Source organism: Actinomadura sp. NPDC047616, assembly GCF_040642915.1.
GTDB classification, from domain to species: Bacteria; Actinomycetota; Actinomycetes; order Streptosporangiales; family Streptosporangiaceae; genus Spirillospora; species Spirillospora miaoliensis.
In genome coordinates this window covers 142,125-158,180 of the sequence record NZ_JBEYTB010000007.1, presented here as the reverse complement: position 1 = coordinate 158,180, position 16,056 = coordinate 142,125, and the positions used below count along the sequence as shown (strand labels likewise).

General features: G+C 73.0%; 17 protein-coding genes and 1 pseudogene. 9 read left to right on the top strand and 9 right to left on the bottom strand.

Features of this window, described 5'->3' with window-relative positions:
• Positions 1-39 precede the first annotated feature (39 nt).
• The gene (locus ABZ801_RS18555) at positions 40-681 is read right to left on the bottom strand and encodes a hypothetical protein (protein ID WP_360699108.1); all 642 of its coding nucleotides are present in this window, start codon (positions 679-681) and stop codon (positions 40-42) included.
• On the opposite strand from ABZ801_RS18555, the pseudogene ABZ801_RS18550 reads away from it, so the two are divergent.
• From ABZ801_RS18550 to ABZ801_RS18535, 4 genes and pseudogenes are all read left to right on the top strand, one after another.
• Positions 644-1,395: pseudogene (locus ABZ801_RS18550) on the top strand (citrate/2-methylcitrate synthase). The gene ABZ801_RS18555 and the pseudogene ABZ801_RS18550 overlap by 38 nt on opposite strands.
• Before the next feature lie 61 nt (positions 1,396-1,456).
• The gene (locus ABZ801_RS18545) at positions 1,457-1,819 is read left to right on the top strand and encodes a hypothetical protein (RefSeq protein ID WP_344956403.1); all 363 of its coding nucleotides are present in this window, start codon (positions 1,457-1,459) and stop codon (positions 1,817-1,819) included.
• 113 nt (positions 1,820-1,932) lie between these two features.
• The gene (locus ABZ801_RS18540; protein ID WP_344956405.1) at positions 1,933-2,262 is read left to right on the top strand and encodes a DUF3817 domain-containing protein; all 330 of its coding nucleotides are present in this window, start codon (positions 1,933-1,935) and stop codon (positions 2,260-2,262) included.
• 87 nt (positions 2,263-2,349) lie between these two features.
• Entirely contained in the window at positions 2,350-3,273 is a 924-nt protein-coding gene (locus ABZ801_RS18535; RefSeq protein ID WP_360699105.1) for a helix-turn-helix domain-containing GNAT family N-acetyltransferase, read from the top strand.
• Between the two features lie 589 nt (positions 3,274-3,862).
• Here the strand turns inward: ABZ801_RS18535 and ABZ801_RS18530 are convergent.
• The 5 genes from ABZ801_RS18530 to ABZ801_RS18510 all read right to left on the bottom strand — a co-directional run bounded on the left by ABZ801_RS18530 (position 3,863) and on the right by ABZ801_RS18510 (position 6,973).
• A complete protein-coding gene (locus ABZ801_RS18530; RefSeq protein ID WP_360699103.1) occupies positions 3,863-4,051 on the bottom strand; it encodes a hypothetical protein in 189 nt (62 codons plus the stop codon).
• A 131-nt stretch (positions 4,052-4,182) separates the two neighbouring features.
• The gene (locus ABZ801_RS18525; RefSeq protein WP_360699101.1) at positions 4,183-4,494 is read right to left on the bottom strand and encodes a hypothetical protein; all 312 of its coding nucleotides are present in this window, start codon (positions 4,492-4,494) and stop codon (positions 4,183-4,185) included.
• Positions 4,495-4,533: 39 nt separating this feature from the next.
• Positions 4,534-5,415 carry an alpha/beta hydrolase gene (locus ABZ801_RS18520; protein ID WP_360699528.1) on the bottom strand — a complete coding sequence of 294 codons (882 nt, stop codon included), beginning with the start codon at positions 5,413-5,415 and terminating at the stop codon, positions 4,534-4,536.
• 70 nt (positions 5,416-5,485) lie between these two features.
• Positions 5,486-6,388: a glycoside hydrolase family 5 protein gene (locus tag ABZ801_RS18515; protein ID WP_360699099.1), complete on the bottom strand. Its 903-nt coding sequence runs from the start codon at positions 6,386-6,388 to the stop codon at positions 5,486-5,488.
• Between the two features lie 144 nt (positions 6,389-6,532).
• Positions 6,533-6,973 carry a MarR family transcriptional regulator gene (locus tag ABZ801_RS18510; RefSeq protein WP_360699096.1) on the bottom strand — a complete coding sequence of 147 codons (441 nt, stop codon included), beginning with the start codon at positions 6,971-6,973 and terminating at the stop codon, positions 6,533-6,535.
• An 81-nt stretch (positions 6,974-7,054) separates the two neighbouring features.
• Here ABZ801_RS18510 and ABZ801_RS18505 point away from each other — a divergent pair, with 81 nt between their 5' ends.
• Positions 7,055-8,236, top strand: coding sequence for an MFS transporter (locus ABZ801_RS18505; RefSeq protein WP_360699094.1), 1,182 nt, complete (start codon positions 7,055-7,057; stop codon positions 8,234-8,236).
• 29 nt (positions 8,237-8,265) lie between these two features.
• The gene (locus ABZ801_RS18500; protein WP_360699092.1) at positions 8,266-8,538 is read left to right on the top strand and encodes an SDR family NAD(P)-dependent oxidoreductase; all 273 of its coding nucleotides are present in this window, start codon (positions 8,266-8,268) and stop codon (positions 8,536-8,538) included.
• Here the strand turns inward: ABZ801_RS18500 and ABZ801_RS18495 are convergent.
• Both ABZ801_RS18495 and ABZ801_RS18490 read right to left on the bottom strand, forming a co-directional pair.
• Positions 8,492-9,289 (bottom strand): class I SAM-dependent methyltransferase, encoded by a 798-nt coding sequence (locus tag ABZ801_RS18495; RefSeq protein WP_360699090.1) that lies wholly within the window; start codon positions 9,287-9,289, stop codon positions 8,492-8,494. The two genes, ABZ801_RS18500 and ABZ801_RS18495, sit on opposite strands and share 47 nt — an antisense overlap.
• 206 nt (positions 9,290-9,495) lie before the next feature.
• The gene (locus tag ABZ801_RS18490; protein WP_360699088.1) at positions 9,496-9,789 is read right to left on the bottom strand and encodes a hypothetical protein; all 294 of its coding nucleotides are present in this window, start codon (positions 9,787-9,789) and stop codon (positions 9,496-9,498) included.
• A 33-nt stretch (positions 9,790-9,822) separates the two neighbouring features.
• Here ABZ801_RS18490 and ABZ801_RS18485 point away from each other — a divergent pair, with 33 nt between their 5' ends.
• Together ABZ801_RS18485 and lon are read left to right on the top strand one after the other, a co-directional pair.
• The gene (locus tag ABZ801_RS18485; RefSeq protein ID WP_360699086.1) at positions 9,823-10,800 is read left to right on the top strand and encodes a YafY family protein; all 978 of its coding nucleotides are present in this window, start codon (positions 9,823-9,825) and stop codon (positions 10,798-10,800) included.
• Between the two features lie 129 nt (positions 10,801-10,929).
• Positions 10,930-13,329: an endopeptidase La gene (gene lon, locus ABZ801_RS18480; RefSeq protein WP_344956420.1), complete on the top strand. Its 2,400-nt coding sequence runs from the start codon at positions 10,930-10,932 to the stop codon at positions 13,327-13,329.
• A gap of 51 nt (positions 13,330-13,380) precedes the next feature.
• Here lon and ABZ801_RS18475 read toward each other — a convergent pair whose 3' ends face one another.
• Complete coding sequence (locus tag ABZ801_RS18475; protein WP_360699084.1) at positions 13,381-14,886, bottom strand: nitroreductase/quinone reductase family protein; 1,506 nt, start codon at positions 14,884-14,886, stop codon at positions 13,381-13,383.
• 142 nt (positions 14,887-15,028) lie between these two features.
• Between ABZ801_RS18475 and ABZ801_RS18470 the strand changes: the two genes are divergently transcribed.
• Positions 15,029-16,024: a Gfo/Idh/MocA family oxidoreductase gene (locus ABZ801_RS18470; protein ID WP_360699082.1), complete on the top strand. Its 996-nt coding sequence runs from the start codon at positions 15,029-15,031 to the stop codon at positions 16,022-16,024.
• Positions 16,025-16,056: the final 32 nt, after the last annotated feature.

The window sequence follows — 16,056 nt, the reverse complement described above, 5'->3', positions numbered from 1 at the left end:
GCAGGAACCTAGACGGCGGATGCGACAAATTCCGCCGGATCAGTCCAGCCCGCCGGGGAACAGCAGCGCGAGCTCGTGCGGGTAGGTCGCGATCAGGCGCAGCTCGACGTCGGTCAGCGGACGGCCCGTCATCGCGTTGCACAACTGGACGAGCCTGAACGCCGTCTCCTCGTCCGCGGGCTCCACGCCCAGCCCGTCCAGCATGTGCCGGAACCCGGCGCGGCCGCCGTACTCGCCGGTCAGCACGACCCGCCCGCGCCGCGCGTGCCAGTCCTCGGGGAAGGGGCCGAGCGTCTCCTCGTCGTACAGCTCGTAGTTGCCGTGGTCCTTCAGGGCCCCGTCGGCGTGGATGCCCGACTCGTGCGCGAACGCGTTCGCCCCGACGCCGACCTGGTTGTACGGCAGCGGCTGGCCGAGCGCGTAGCTCGCCCACAGCGCGAACCGCCGCGCCCACGACAGGTCGAGCGGATCGCCGATCTCGGCGCGTCCGTCCAGCCCGAACCCGTGCCGGAAGGCCAGGATCGTCGACAGCAGGTCGGCGTTGCCGGCCCGCTCGCCGATCCCGTTGACACAGGTGCTGCCCCAGGCGTCCTGCCCCGCCTCCAGGTCGCCCAGCGCGCCCGACACCGAGTTCGCCACCGCCATGCCGAGGTCGTTGTGGCAGTGCGTCTCGACCGGCATCCCGGTCGCGGCGGCCAGCTTGGCGAACCGCTCCCGGATCCGCTCGGGCGACCGCCCGTACTACCGCGGCCGCGACGCCCTCGAACTGGCCGGTGAGCGGCCCTTCGAGGCGGTCGCCGCCTGGCTGTGGACGGGCGAGCCCGGGTCCGGCGAGGCGGGGCGGTGGCGGGCGTCCCGCGAGGGCCTGGCCGCCTCCACGCTCGCCGCACGGGTGGCGGCCTCCGTCCGCGCCGACCCGTACGCGGTGGTCGCCGCGGGGCTGGGCGTGCTGAGCGGGCCGTTGCACGGGGGGCGTCCTACGGCGCCGAGCTGATGCTCGCCGAGATCGGCGAGCCGGGCCGGGCGTCCCGGGTGATAGGCGAGAGGTTGCGCGGAGGCCAGCGCATCCCCGGGCTCGGGCACAGCGTCTACAAGGCGGGGGACGCCCGCTTCACCCGCCTCTACGGGCTCGTGTGCGACGCGACGCCGGGCGACCCCCGGCTCGACGTCGTCGCCGCCGTCCTCGCCGAGGCCGAACGGCGGCGCCTGCCCGCCCCCAACAGCGACATGGCGCTGGCCGCCCTCACCTCGGTCGCCGGGATGGTCCCGGGCGCGGGGGAGGTCGTCTTCGCGGTGGCGCGCACCGCCGGGTGGATCGCGCACGCGCTGGAGGAGTACGGGCGCAGCGGCCCGCTGCGGCCCCGCGCCGTCTACACCGGACCGCCCCCGACCTGATGAAACGTCGATGACCGGGGGCGGTCACGGCCTTGGCGGACCCCGGGGTAGGCTCGATGACGTGCGAAGGTTCTTCACCCCCGGATGGCTTGGGCTGCACGCCCTGGCGATCGTGCTGTTCGTGGCCTTCCTCGGCTTCGGGTGGTGGCAGTTCGACCGCGCCCAGGCGGGCAACGACCGCAGCTGGGCCTACACCTTCGAATGGCCGATCTTCGCCTGCTTCGTGATCGTCATGTGGATCAAGATGATCCGCGACGAGCTCAAGGGCGATCCCTCGACCCGCGCGCCGAAGGTCATCGAGGAGCCCGCCGAGGCCAAGGTGAAGCAGGAGATCATCCGCCGGCAGGAGGAAGAGGACCCGGAGCTGGCGGCCTACAACCGCTACCTGGCGCGGCTGAACGCGCAGGCGGGCCGCCCCGACTGACCGTCACCGGAAGCCGTCCGCCGCCTGCGCACTCCCAAGCCCGGCACCCTCACGCCGCCGCGGCACCCGCGGCGGCGTCGTCCTACCAGGACTCGCTGAGAAAGGTGTGATCTGTGGAAGCGGCCATCAACCGGTACCGCATCCTGGCGATCGTCGTCGGCGTGATGCTGCTGATGGTCGTCTTCGTCGGCATGCCGATCCGGTACATCGGCGGCAACGGCACCCCGTCGTCGATCATCTCCCCGATCCACGGCGCCCTGTACATCGTCTACCTGGCGATGGCCTACGACCTGTGGCGCCGGGCGCAGTGGCCGCTCAAGCAGATGGTGCTCATGGTGTCGGCGGGGCTGGTGCCCTTCCTGGCCTTCTTCATCGAGCGGCGGATCGTCCGGGAGGCGCGGGCGGTGGCGCGCGCCGCCGAGCAGCCGGTCGCCGAGGTCTGAGCCCGCGCCGCGGCCCGCGGCCGCCCTCCGGCTGGACCTCGCCCTCGCAGATATGTTTGACTGAGTCAAACGTTCTGGAGGTGGCGCATGACGATCTCGGCGGAGGACGTGTCGACGGTCCGCTCGTTCAACCGCTTCTACACCCGCGTCATCGGGGTGCTCGGCGACGGGCTGATGCACACCCCGTACTCGCTGACCGAGGCCAGGGTGATCTTCGAGCTGGCCCAGCGGGACGCCACCGAGGTGCTGGACCTGCGCCGCACCCTCGACCTGGACGCCGGGTACCTGAGCCGCATGCTGGCCCGCTTCGAAAGCGACGGCCTGGTGCTGCGCGAACGCTCCCCGGGTGACGCGCGACGCCAGATCGTCCGGCTCACCCGGCAGGGCCGCGAGGTGTTCGCCATGCTCGACGAGCGGTCCGTCGCCGAGATCCGCGACATGCTGGAGCGGCTCCCGGACGACGAGCGGGGGCGGCTCGTCACGGCCATGCGGACGATCCGCGGCATCCTCGACGGCGAGGCCCCCTCGCGCACCGTCGCGCTGCGCCCGCTGCGTCCCGGCGACCTGGGCTGGGTGGTGCAGCGCAACGGCGCCCTCTACGACGCCGAGTGCGGCTGGGACCGCACCTACGAGGCACTGGTCGCCAAGGTCGTGGCCGACTACGTCGACGGCCACGACCCCGAACGGGAGAACGCCTGGATCGCCGAGGCCGACGGCGAGCCGGTCGGCAGCGTGTTCTGCGTGCGCCGCGACGACCGCGTGGCCCAGCTGCGGCTGCTGCACGTCGAGCCGAGCGCACGCGGGATGGGCGTCGGCACGGCCCTGGTGGACGAGTGCCTGCGCTTCGCCGCCGCCGCGGGCTACCGGGAGATCATGCTGTGGACCACGGCCCTGCAGAAGGCCGCCCGCCGCATCTACGAGCGCGCCGGGTTCGAGCTGGAGCTGGAGGAGGAGCCCGTCGAGCGGTTCGGCGCGCGCATCCACGGCCAGTACTGGCGCCGCCGGCTCTGACACGGGACGGCCCGCGGAGACGGGCGGTCTCCGCGGGCCTGGTACCGCAGCGGTACTCGATTCATCTGTGCGGACGGCCCGGGAACGGGGTCGGGACAGGGGTGCCGGACCGCCCTGCTGATCGCTTGCCTGTGCCACTCACCTCCCTTCGGGGACGGCCGTACGGCCGTGCGGGGAACGGCCGCACGCATGATCGCGTGACGCGCCCGTGTGATGGTCGGTGCGGACGGGGGGCGCCGGTGCCGCGGGGGCGTACGGCACCGGCGCCCGGGGGAACGCCCGGCCGTGGGCCGGGCGCCCGTCGTCCGGGAGCCTGCCGCCGCACCGCGCTCCTGCGGCGACAGGCCCGCCTTCGGCCCGGAGCGGCCGAGGGCCCGAGGCGTGCCGCCGGGCGCAGGCACCGCGGGCACCCGAACGCGCAAGGGGGCGATGCCGGGTGCGGGCCGACGCGCCGGGACGGTCCTCGGCCGTCCGGACGAGGTCGTGCGACGGGGCGGACGGAAGGGGCGCGCTGACCCTCGCCGTGTGCGGCATGTGACCCCTCCTCGATCCACCGGGTCGGGCCTTTACCGGCCCGGAGGGTTGACCTTCACTCGCTGTCACGATCTCGTTGCGGTACGTACCCCCAGGTCATGGCCTCGTAAACGCCGCCCTGGGAAGATCTGTGATCGGACGCCGCCGTGCGCGCGGCGGCGATGACGTGCTCGTCCACGCCGCGCCGGGCGCACGCGGTCAGCACGACGACGCGGCACAGGCCGAAATAGAAGACGCGGCACATGCCGAATGAGAAGACGCGGCACAGGCCGGATCAGAACCCGAACGGGCCGGCAGCGAGCCCGTTACGCCCACGCGCCGCGCCCGGTTCGTCCTCGCAAGGCACCGCCCCCTGCCGGGAGCCGCGCCGGCGACTCACGGCAGCAGCCGCAGCCGGATTTCTTGGAGCAGCCTCTGCCGCTGGATCTCCTCCTGGCGGTCACGGGGCCGGAACCTGACGAGGCCCTCCTCCATCACCTGCCAGAACTGCTGGTGCGGCGTCATGAGGTTCTGCTGCAGCAGGCGCCGTATCTCCGGAAGCTCCAGGCTTCCCACCTCGGCGGACACCAGTTGCTGACCTCGGCGCTCGGCCTGCTCCTGCCGGATCGCCAGCAGGAACCCCACGATCCCGACGAGCGCGACCGCCACGACGATGACGACAGTGTGCGGCGCCAATCCAAGATCCATGCCTTCGAGCCTGCCCCCTCCGCCTCCATCCCGCAACCGTCAATGGCGGGGGAGGGGCCGGCGGCCGTCGAGGAATGCGGTCAGGGCGGCGGCGAGGTCGTGCGGGGCCTCTTCGGCGATGTGGTGGCCGCAGTCGACGACCGTTCCGCGCACGTCCGTCGCCCAGTCCCGCCAGATGGCGAGGGGGTCGCCGTACAGCTCCTCCATGTCGTCCTTGGCGGCCCACACCACCAGGGTCGGGGCGGTGACGCGGCGGCCCGCGGCGCGGTCGGCGTCGTCGTGGGCCCGGTCGATCCCCAGGCCCGCGCGGTAGTCCTCCATCATCGCGTGCACCGTCTCAGGGTCGTGGATCGCGGCCTGGTAGTCGGCCCAGGCCTCGGGTTCCATGTGCGTGTCCGTCGCGGTGTACCAGGCGTCGGGATCGGCGTTGATGACCCGCTCGGCGGGTTTGGCGGTCTGGCCGAAGAAGAACCAGTGCCACCAGGAGGCGGCGAACCTCGCGTCGCAGCGCGCCAGCGCCTCCCCGATCGGCACCGCGTCCATCACCACCAGCGCCGACACGGCGTCCGGATGGTCCAGCGCGGTACGGGTCGCCACGTAGGCGCCCCGGTCATGCCCGGCCACCGCGAAACGTTCGTGGCCGAGGGCGCGCATGAGGGCCACGCAGTCGGCGGCCATCGCGCGCTTGGAGTACGGCGCGTGGTCGGGCGTGGTCGGCGGTTTGGACGACCGGCCGTAGCCGCGCAGGTCCGGGCACACCACGGTGTACCGCTCGGCCAGCAGCGGCGCGACCTTGTGCCAGGTCGCATGCGTGCGCGGATGGCCGTGGAGCAGCAGGAGGGCGGGCCCGGAGCCGCCGTGCCGCACCCGCAGCTCGGCCTCGCCGACGTCCACCCGCTCCAGCGTGAAGCCCTCGAAGATCATGACATGCCGGATGCCCCCGGACGCTCCAGGCAAACGGCACCGCCGGCGTGGTCCGTTGGGCGAGGCCTCACGAGGGGAGCAGGGCCCGCAGAAGCGGTTCGCGCCAGGCGCCGCTGCGCGGGTCGAACGCCCCGAAGTCGGTGCCGAAGTCCCAGTAGCACCAGCCCGATCCGAGCCGTTCGGCCTCCGCGCGCACGAACGACGTCCACCGCACCCTGGACTCCTCGTCGGCCTCCATGTAGGCGCCGAACTCCCCGATGAACAGGGAGACGCCCTGCTCGGCCGCCCAGCGCGCCGCCTTCGCAAGGTCGTCCCGCACACGCTGACGGTCGGCGTCGTCGCCCCAGGTGGTGCCCAGCCAACGAGCGGCCCCGGGCACCCACGGCGCGCCCTGGTGGGTGAACTCGAACGGCGCGTAGTAGTGGACGGTGGCCATCAGGTGCTCTTCGGCGGGCAGGGCGAGTTCGGGGAGGGCGCCGACGTCGTTCATCCGGGCCGACCCCACGATCACCGTGCGTTCCCGGTCGTGGGCGCGTACGGCAGCGAGTCCATCCCGCAGCAGCTCGTTCCACAGCCGGGCTGTCAGCGCGTCGCGCGGCTCGTTGAGCAGTTCGAACAGCAGCCGCGCGTCGTGACCGGCGTAGTGTTCGGCGATCTGCCGCCACAGGGCCACGAAACGCGTCGCGTGCTCCTGCGGAGCCTCCTGCAGCTCGTGGTAGTGGTGCACGTTCAGCACGACGGTGAAGCCCCGCCGAAGAGCCGCGTCCACGGCTTGGTCGACGCGGCGGAAGAAACCCGGTTCGATCGTGTGGGGGGCGGCGTGTCCGGCGTGCGCGGACCACCGCGCCGGCAGGCGGACGGTGTCGAATCCGGCCGCGCGCACCGCGTCGAAGTGCTCGTCCCTCAGGAGCAGCCGCGGTGAGTCGTCGCCGAGGTGGTCCAGGACGTTGCCGAAGTTGATCCCGCGCACGGGCTGCCGCCTTTCCGTCGGGGGCGCGGACCAGGTCAGTCCGCGGCCGGTCGCGGTTCGTTTGCAGTGAGCCGCCCGCCCAGCTCACGAGGTCCCCGCGGACGGGCTGCACCCGTCCTGGTGGGAGCGGGTCAGCCGCCGTGTTCAGGTGACGAGGACTTGGAGCAGGTCGCGCAGGGATTCCTGTTGCGCGGGGCTGAGCGCGGCCAGCGGCGAGTGGGCGTTCAGCCGTTCCAGGACGTTGGCCCGGTGGCGTTCGCCCGCGGGTGTGAGCACGATCCGCTTGGCGCGTCGGTCGGTCGGGTGAGGCTGCCGCTCGATCAGACCCTGGTGCTCCAGCCGGTCGAGAACGAATGTGGCGTTGGAGGCCTCGCAGACCATCCGCCTGGCCAGCTCCCGCGCGGTGATCGGGTCCGACAGCTCTCGCAGCGCGATCACCTGGGTGGGGGTCAGGCCCAGCTCGTCGGCGACGGCGCGCACGTGAACGTCCAGCTTCTGGGTGAACCGGTGGACGAGCTTGCACACGTCCCGGTCGATCTGCCCCTCCGCCGCCGGGTCCGCCACCGCGTCACGTCGCTCCGCCATGCCGTCAGTCTAGTCGGACTGTTTCGAGTCATGATAGTTATGACTCGGAACATACGAGTTCGAATCATTTGGGGCGATGCCATGCCGCTTCTGGTCTTCTCTCTCATGCTGGTGGTCTTCGGCCTGACCACCGGGGAGTTCGTCATCGCCGGGATCCTGCCGGACGTGGCGCGCGAGCTTTCGGTGTCCGTTCCGGCGGCGGGACTGCTGGTCAGCGCCTACGCCCTCGGCATGATCGTCGGAGGGCCGGTGGTCACCACACTGACCGCGCGGCTGCCCCGCCGGCCGCTCATCGCGGGGCTCGTCGCCACCTCCCTCGTGGGGAACGCCGCCTCGGCCCTCGCGCCGACCTACCCGGTTCTGCTGGCCGCGCGCTTCCTCGCGGGTCTCGTGGTGGCCACCTTCTTCGCCGTCGCGATCTCCACCGCCGTCTCCACCGCTCCCGCGGGCAGGCAGGCCTCCACCGTGGCGCGGTTGACGCTGGGCATGAACCTGGGGATCGTCGCCGGAACTCCGCTGGGCACCTTCATCGGTCACAACCTGGGCTGGCGGGCGACCTTCGCGGCGGTCGCCGCGTTCAGCGCCGCCGCCCTGGCCCTGGTGCTGCGGTCGATGCCCGACCAGCCCGCCCCGGCCGTCGGCTCGCTGGTGGGCGAGCTGCGCGTGTTCACCGGACGGGACGTCATGCTGGCCATCGCCCTCACCGCGGCGGGGAACCTGGGGGTCGTCACCGTCTTCAGTTTCCTGGCACCACTGGCCACCGATGTCAGCGGGTTCTCCGGCGAGGCGGTGCCGCTGCTGCTGCTGGTGTACGGAACCGGCGCCGTCCTCGGCAACTTCCTGGGCGGATGGCTGGCCGACAAGGCGCTCATGCCCTCGCTGGCCGGTCTGCTGACCGTTCTGGCGGGCGTGCTCGCGGTGGGCTGGCCGGCCAGTGGCCACCGGGTCTCCGCCGCGGTGCTGTGGTTCCTGCTGGGCGTCCTGGCGTTCGCCATCATTCCGGGCATGCAGACCCGGGTGGTGGCCACCGCCCAGGCCGCCCCCACCCTGGCCGTCGCCGTCAACGCCTCCGGCTTCCAGCTCGCCGCCGCGTTCGCCGGATGGCTCGGCGGACGGCTCATCGACGGCCCCGGACCGCGCTCGATCTACCCCGTCGCCGCCGCCCTCACCGTCGCGGGCCTTCTCATCGCGCTCCACTCGCTGCGAAGCGACCGCCGTCCCGCCGCCGCACCCGCCCCCCAGGAACCGGCCGCCCACCCCTGACGCCCACCACTGGCGATCACACGAGGAATATGGATACGACGGAACGGCCGCTGAGCGGCAAGGTCGCCCTGGTCACCGGCGGATCGCGCGGCACCGGCACGGCAACCGCCCGCGCGCCGGCAGCAGACGGCGCCGCGGTGGCGATCAGCTACACCGCCTCCGCCGGCAAGGCCGGCAACGTGGTCACCGCCATCGAACGCGCGGGCGCGCCCGCCGCCGCCAGCCGTGCTGACCAGAGCGACCCGCTTGTCCTCGTCAGAGGCGTCGGCCGATCGTTAGGACGGCGGACCAGTGTCGGGTGAGTCGTCCGTCTGGGCGGGCGGCGAGGCGGCGGCGTATTTCGCGGTAGAGGTGTTCGCGTTTGGCGGGCTCCATCGCGATGTGGCCGGAGAAGGTGTCGAGCAGCGCGATGTACTCGTCCGCGGTGTAGCGCCGGGCCCAGACGTAGCGCCGCGTCGCGACGACCGCGAAGTGGCCGGACGTCTCGAACTCGGCTGCGGTGGCGTCCGGCTGGTCCTCGGGTGGCGGTGGTGGCCAGGAGCCGCCGTCGCCTTCGCCGATCTCGTCGTAGACGTGTTGGATCTCGGTGAAGAACGGGTCGAAGCCCTCGGGGAAGGCATGCCCGGCGCCCCAGACGGCCAAGTGGCCGTCTGGGGCGAGGAGGGCGGCGGCCTTGGCGTACTTGACTTCCGGGTCCACCCATTTCCAGGCGGTGGCCGCGTAGATGAGATCGAAGAGGACGCCGGCCGGTGGCTCCCAGCCCTCGAAGGACGACGTGATCACCGAGACGTCGGGGAAATCCGCGAGGTTGTGCCGTGCCTCCGAGGCCAGGGCGGTGCCGAGTTCCACCGCGGTGATCTGGAAGCCCATCCGCGCCAGCGGCAGCGTGGCCGTCCCCGGGCCGCAGCCGACTTCGAGCAGGTGCCCGGGTGGTTCGATCCCCGTGACCGCGACCAGGTCGGAGAACAGCTCGGCCGGGTAGCCGGGGCGCGCGCCTTGATAGAGGGCAGCCGCTCTGTCGAAGGTGGTTCGCAGCCGACGGTCGTGGGACATGCTCCCAATGTCGCATGTCCCGGCTGCTCAGGGCGGGCTTCGTCGAGGGAACGGGATGCGGCCAGGCGGCAGTGGCTTCGGTCGCGCGCTCGGGAGCACCCAGTTGCGATGGGGTGTCACCGAGGGGGGTGCACGTGGCGGCCGCCGACGTCGGAGAGTGTGAGGCCGCGTCGCCTGGTGAGAGCGACGCGGCCGGTGCGTGACGGTCAGCGGACCTTGGCGAAGAACGCGCGGATGTCGGCGGCCAGGTGATCCGGTTGGTCCATGGCGATGAAGTGGTGTCCGCCCGGGTTGTCCTCCGGCCAGTGCAGGATGGTGTTGTGGCGTTCGGCGAGCCGGCGGATTCCAGGTGGTCCGCTGTAAACGCCGGTCGGTACGGCCATCTGTCCTTCCGGCCAGCCGAAGCCGGTGCTGCCGTAGTACGGCCAGGCCGATGTTCCGAACGTTCCGGTGAACCAGTACAGACTCACGTTGGTGAGGAACAGGTCCCGGTCGATCACCTCGTGCAGTGGCTTACCGGACGCGTTGAACTCGTGGGACTTGAATTCGTTCTGCTGCAGACTCCCCGTGAGTGGCCTGGGAGCGAGCTGGCCGAGCGTCTGGGGGTCAGCCCCCGGACCGTCCGCCGCGATATCGATCGCCTGCGCGAGCTGGGATATCCGGTGGAGGCGACGATGGGTGCCGTGGGCGGCTACCGGCTCGCCGCGGGCACGGCCATGCCTCCTCTGTTGCTGGACGATGAGGAGGCGGTGGCCATCGCCGTCGGCCTGCGCACCGCGGCCTCGCATCCGGTGGACGGCATCGAGGAGGCGTCCGTACGGGCTCTGGCCAAGCTGGAGCAGGTACTGCCGTCCCGGCTGCGGCACCGGGTCGGCGCGCTCGCCGCCGCGACCGTCTCCATGCTCACCGGAAGCGAGCCGCCCGTCGACCCGCGGAACCTGGTGGTGATCGCCGGGGCCGCCGCCAACCGTGAACGGCTGCGTTTCGCCTACCGGTCCGGCGACGGCTCCGACACCAGGCGCCTGACCGAGCCGTACCGCCTGGTGGCGGCCGGGCGCCGGTGGTACCTGCTGGCCTATGACAACGACCGCGACGACTGGCGGATCTTTCGCGCCGACCGGATCAGCGATCCGCAGGCGACCGGAATACGGGTCCCCGCCCGCGTACAGCCCGAACAGGACGCGGCCGCGTTCGTCACCGGCAAGCTGTACTCGCTCGCGCCCACGTACGAGGTGGTGGCGGCTCTGCGGCTTCCGGCCGGGCAGGTGGAGCGCCGGCTCGGCGCCGCCGCCGGAGACATCGAACCGATCGACGACCGCAGTTGCCGCCTGCGTGGACCGGCCGACACCCTGGAGTGGACCGCGTCACGCCTGCTCATGCTCGGCTGCGAGTTCGAGGTGCACGAGCCGCCAGAGCTGGTGGCGTATCTGCGCGCCCTGGGCGCCCGTGCCACCCGCGCAGCCCAGGCCCCAGGGGGCGCCCGGACGGGGCGGCAGGACGGTGATCGCTGAGAGCGAACGTTGCAGAGGAAACAAAATCTTGCTCCGTTTTCTTGAGTGAGAGTGACTCAACCTTGTTGGGTCCCGCAGGGCGGTTCCCGGGGGACGGGGGCCGACGCTGATATGGACTTGGAGCGGAGCATGAGCGAGACCCTGACGCTGCCGGTGCTGCCCCTGGACGACGGGGCCGTTCTGCCCGGCATGGTCGTCCCCCTCGACCTGTCCGAGAACGAGGTGCGGGCGGCGGTCGAGGCGGCGCGGGCCGCGGCGCGGACGACGGGGCCGGGGATACGGTCGGCGCCCAAGCCGCGGGTGCTGCTGGTGCCCCGGCTGGAGGGGCGGTACGCGGCGGTCGGGACGCTGGGCGTGGTGGAGCAGGAGGGACGGCTGCCGGACGGCGGGCCGGGCGCGGTGGTGCGCGGTGTGGCGCGGGTGCGCATCGGCACCGGGACGACCGGTCCGGGCGCGGCGCTGTGGGTCGAGGGCACCCGGATCGAGGAGCCGCCCGCCAACGGGCGCGCGCAGGAGCTGGCCAAGGAGTACAAGGGCCTGGTGAGCGCGATCCTGCAGAAGCGGGGCGCCTGGCAGGTCGTGGACGTGGTGCAGCGGATCGACGACCCGTCGGCGCTGGCCGACAACGCCGGGTACGCGCCGTACCTGTCGCAGGAGCAGAAGATCGAGCTGCTGGAGACCACCGACGTGGTGGAGCGGCTCACCCTGGTCATCGGCTGGGCGCGCGACCACCTGGCCGAGCTGGACGTGGCGGAGACGATCCGCAAGGACGTCCAGGAGGGCATGGAGAAGACGCAGCGCGAGTTCCTGCTGCGGCAGCAGCTGGAGGCCATCCGCAAGGAGCTGGCCGAGCTGAACGGCGAGCCCGCGGGCGAGGAGGACGACTACCGCGCCCGCATCGAGGCCGCCGACCTGCCGGAGAAGGTGCGGGAGGCCGCGCTGAAGGAGGTCGACAAGCTGGAGCGGGCGTCCGACGCCTCCCCGGAGGGCGGCTGGATCCGCACCTGGCTGGACACGGTGCTGGACATCCCGTGGAACACCCGCACCGAGGACGCCTACGACATCGCGGGCGCCCGCGCAGTCCTGGACGAGGACCACGCGGGCCTGGACGACGTCAAGGAGCGCATCGTCGAGTACCTGGCGGTGCGCAAGCGGCGCGCCGACCGCGGCCTCGGCGTCGTCGGCGGGCGGCGCAGCGGCGCGGTGCTGGCGCTGACCGGCCCGCCCGGGGTCGGCAAGACCTCGCTGGGCGAGTCGGTCGCGCGGGCCATGGGGCGCAAGTTCGTGCGGGTGGCGCTGGGCGGCGTGCGCGACGAGGCGGAGATCCGCGGGCACCGGCGCACCTACGTCGGCGCGCTGCCGGGCCGCATCGTGCGCGCCATCCGCGAGGCGGGTTCGATGAACCCGGTGGTGCTGCTGGACGAGGTCGACAAGGTCGGCGCCGACTACCGGGGCGACCCGACCGCGGCGCTGCTGGAGGTGCTGGATCCCGAGCAGAACCACACCTTCCGCGACCACTACCTGGAGGTCGAACTCGACCTGAGCGACGTGCTGTTCCTGGCCACCGCCAACGTCGTGGAGGCCATCCCCGGGCCGCTGCTGGACCGCATGGAGCTGGTGCGGCTCGACGGCTACACCGAGCACGAGAAGGTGACCATCGCCCGCGACCACCTGCTGCCCAGGCAGCTGGACAAGGCCGGGCTGGAGGCGTCCGAGGTGGCCTTCGACGACGCGGCGCTGCGGCGGCTGGCGACCGAGTACACCCGGGAGGCGGGCGTGCGGTCGCTGGACCGCTCGATCGCCCGGGTGCTCCGCAAGGTCGCCGCGAACGTGGCGCTGGGCCGCGAGACGCTGCCGGTCACGGTGGGCGCGGACGACCTGAAGCAGTACCTGGGACGGCCCCGGCACACCCCCGAGGTGGAGCTGAGCCGCTCCGAGCGGCGCACCGCGGTGCCCGGCGTGGCCACCGGGCTGGCGGTCACCGGCACCGGCGGCGACGTGCTCTACATCGAGGCGTCGCTGGCCGACCCGGAGACCGGCGACACCGGCGTGACACTGACCGGCCAGCTGGGCGAGGTGATGAAGGAGTCGGCGCGGATCGCCCTCAGCTACCTGCGCTCGCGCGGCGCCGAGCTGGAGCTGCCGGTCGGCGACCTGAAGGACCGCGGCGTGCACATTCACGTGCCCGCCGGCGCGATCCCGAAGGACGGGCCGAGCGCGGGCATCACGATGACCACCGCCCTGGCGTCGCTGCTGTCGGGCCGTCCGGTGCGGGCTGACGTGGCGATGACCGGTGAGGTGTCGCTGACCGGACGGGTGCTGCCCATCGGCGGCCTGAAGCAGAAGCTGCTGGCGGCCCACCGGCAGGGCATCACCACGGCCATCGTCCCGAAGCGCAACGAGCCGGACCTGGAGGACGTCCCGGCCGAGGTGCTGGAGAAGCTGACGGTGTTCGCCGTCAGCGACGTCCGCGAGGTCCTGGAACTGGCCCTGGAACCCGCCACCAACGGCACCGCCGTCGCCGCGTGACGACGGCTCCGCCGACGCCCGCGCCGGAAAGCGTCCGGCGCGGGCGTCGCGCTACGCGCGGGGGGTGAGCCGGAAGACGCGCAGCTGCCGGGTGACGCGGTCGGCGTAGCGGGCGTAGACGGGCCAGGTCTTCAGCAGGCGGGGCCAGATCTCGGCGCGTTCGGCGTCGTCGAGCAGGTGCGCGGTGACGGGGACGGTGCGGCCGCGGTAGCTGACCTCGGCGTCGGGGTTCTTCAGGAGGTTGCCGCTCCAGGAGGGGTGCTTCTCGCGGCCGAAGTTGGAGCCGACGACGATCCAGGAGCCGTCCGGTTCGGGCATGCAGGCCAGCGGCGCCCGGCGGGGGAGGCCGGACACCGCGCCGGTGGTGGTCAGCACCAGGCTGGGCACGATGGCCTGGCCGAGCAGGAACCGGCCGCCGGTCAGCCGGTGCAGCGCTTTGTCCAGCGGCGGGACGATCTTGGGGCCGACCTTGGCGAACCAGGGGGAGCCCGAGACGCGCTGGACGGTGCGGCGGGTCAGACCCGGCATCGGCTGATCCTTTCTGGGGGCGAGCCGCCCGGCCCGGCGGGCGGGCAGGTGGCCGGAGCCGGCCAGCCAGGCCAGCGCGTCGGCGACCGTCTCGCGGGGCGGGCGGAGGGTGAGGCCGAGGGCGTCGAGGGCGGGACGGTCGTCGGTCGGCACGAGCGTGACCATGAACTCGGCGGCGTCCCTGGTCAGCGGGTAGTCGAAGGGGCGTACGCGCTTGGCCGCGTCCAGCGCGCCCCCGAGGCCGAGCATGACGCCGGCCGGCACGGGCAGGCGGCGGCAGCGCACGCCGGTGAGGTCGTCGCACAGGTCGGCCAGCTGCGGCCAGGTGAGGTAGTGGCCGCCGAGCATCCAGCGGCGCGGGCCCTGGCCGGGCACGACGGCGCGGGTCAGGACCCTGGCCAGGTCGCGCACGTCGAGCACGGACACGCCGCCGGGCGGTATCGGCCACAGCTTGCCGAGCGCGCCGGCCAGGCCCTCCATGAGCGAGTCCAGCCTGGGCTGGTGCGGGCCGCACACTCCGCCCGGGTAGACGATGGTGACGGGCGCGCCCGCGTCCTGCAGCTCGCGGACGTAGCGTTCGGCGGCGACCTTCGAGCGGCCGTAGTCGGTGCGGGGAGCGGCCAGCGGGCCGTCGGCCGTGATGACGGGGCCGGAGGGCGGGACGAACACCGCGACGGTCGACACGTACACCACCGGGTCCAGGCCGCGCGCGACGGCACCGCCGACGATGTTGCGGGTGCCGGTCACGTTGACGTCGACCAGGCCGGCCGGCGGGCCGGTGACGCCGACCGCGGCGGCCGCGTGGACGGCGGCGTCGCAGCCGTCCAGCGCCTCGGCGACCGAGGTGTCGTCGAGCATGTCGCCGGGGACCAGTTCGACGCGTTCGGCCGGCACGTCCAACGCCGCCAGGACCTTGGCGGCGCGTCCCGGGTCGCGCACGAGCGCGCGCGGGCGGTGGCCCGCGGCCAGCAGCGCGCGCACGGTGTGGGAGCCGACGAACCCGGACGCGCCGGTGACGAGGACCCGCATGCTGACAACCTAGCGCTTGCTAGCCCGACGGTGGTCTCGTTTCGGACACCTTTATACGCCGCGGCGAGAAGTCCGGGGCGTTGACGCTCGTGGAACGCTCCAGCACACTCGGGGCCCACCCAACCGCCGACCGGGAGAACGCATGAGGATCGGACTTGCCGGCGCGGGGCGCATCGGGGCGCGCCACGCCGCCGCGCTGCGGGAGATGCCCGAGGTCGACTCGCTGGTGGTGGCCGACGCCGACGCGGGACGCGCGCGGGACCTGGCCGCCGGCCTGGGAGTGCGGGCCGCCGACTCGGTGCGGGAGCTGTTCGAGGCCGGCCTGGACGGCCTGGTGGTCGCCGCGGCCACCGAGGCCCACGCGGCCCTGGTCGCCCGCGGCGTGGCGGCCGGGGTACCGGTGTTCTGCGAGAAGCCCCTCGCCCCGGATCTTGATGGAACGTTCCAGGCAGTGCGCTCCGCGGCCGCCGCGGGCGTTCCCGTGCAGGTCGGCTTCCAGCGCCGCTTCGACGCCGGGTACGTCGCCGCGCGCGAGGCCGTCGCCAGCGGGCGGCTCGGCTGGCTGCACACCGTCCGCTCCTGCAGCTTCGACCCCGCCCCGCCGCCGCCGTCCTACGTGCCGGGCTCCGGCGGCCTGTTCCGCGACTGCGCCATCCACGACCTGGACTCGATCCGGTACGTCACCGGCCGGGAGGTCGTCCGGGTGGCCGCCGTCGGCGCGAACAGGGGCGAGGAGGTCTTCCGCCGCCACGGCGACGTCGACACCGGCGCCGCGCTGCTGACCCTCGACGACGGGACGCTGTGCCTGCTGGCCGCCACCCGTTACAACGCCGCGGGCTACGACGTGCGGCTGGAGCTGTTCGGCTCCAAGGACAGCGTCGTGGCCGGCCTGGACGAGCGCACCCCCGTCACCGGGCTGCCCGACGGCGCGTCCCCCCGGCGCCCCTACACCGGCTTCCTGGACCGCTTCGCCGACGCCTACGACGCCGAACTGCGCGCCTTCGTCGGCCTCGTCGCGGGCCGGCACGGCAACCCCTGCCCGCCCGAGGAGGCGCTGGAGGCGCTCTACCTGGCCGAGGCGTGCGACCTGGCCCGGCGGGAGAACCGGATCGTGGACGTGGCGGAGGTGCGGCGATGAGGTAGCGGACCGGGGCGGGGACGGGGCCGCCG

Bases quoted from the DNA above. Each gene is read 5' to 3' on its own strand.
- ABZ801_RS18555 (WP_360699108.1), bottom strand. From the start codon at position 681: ATGCCGGTCGAGACGCACTGCCACAACGACCTCGGCATGGCGGTGGCG.
- ABZ801_RS18535 (WP_360699105.1), top strand. From the start codon at position 2,350: ATGACGATCTCGGCGGAGGACGTGTCGACGGTCCGCTCGTTCAACCGC.
- ABZ801_RS18530 (WP_360699103.1), bottom strand. From the start codon at position 4,051: ATGTGCCGCGTCTTCTATTTCGGCCTGTGCCGCGTCGTCGTGCTGACC.
- ABZ801_RS18525 (WP_360699101.1), bottom strand. From the start codon at position 4,494: ATGGATCTTGGATTGGCGCCGCACACTGTCGTCATCGTCGTGGCGGTC.
- ABZ801_RS18510 (WP_360699096.1), bottom strand. From the start codon at position 6,973: ATGGCGGAGCGACGTGACGCGGTGGCGGACCCGGCGGCGGAGGGGCAG.
- ABZ801_RS18505 (WP_360699094.1), top strand. From the start codon at position 7,055: ATGCCGCTTCTGGTCTTCTCTCTCATGCTGGTGGTCTTCGGCCTGACC.
- ABZ801_RS18500 (WP_360699092.1), top strand. From the start codon at position 8,266: ATGGATACGACGGAACGGCCGCTGAGCGGCAAGGTCGCCCTGGTCACC.
- ABZ801_RS18495 (WP_360699090.1), bottom strand. From the start codon at position 9,289: ATGTCCCACGACCGTCGGCTGCGAACCACCTTCGACAGAGCGGCTGCC.
- lon (WP_344956420.1), top strand. From the start codon at position 10,930: ATGAGCGAGACCCTGACGCTGCCGGTGCTGCCCCTGGACGACGGGGCC.
- ABZ801_RS18475 (WP_360699084.1), bottom strand. From the start codon at position 14,886: ATGCGGGTCCTCGTCACCGGCGCGTCCGGGTTCGTCGGCTCCCACACC.
- ABZ801_RS18470 (WP_360699082.1), top strand. From the start codon at position 15,029: ATGAGGATCGGACTTGCCGGCGCGGGGCGCATCGGGGCGCGCCACGCC.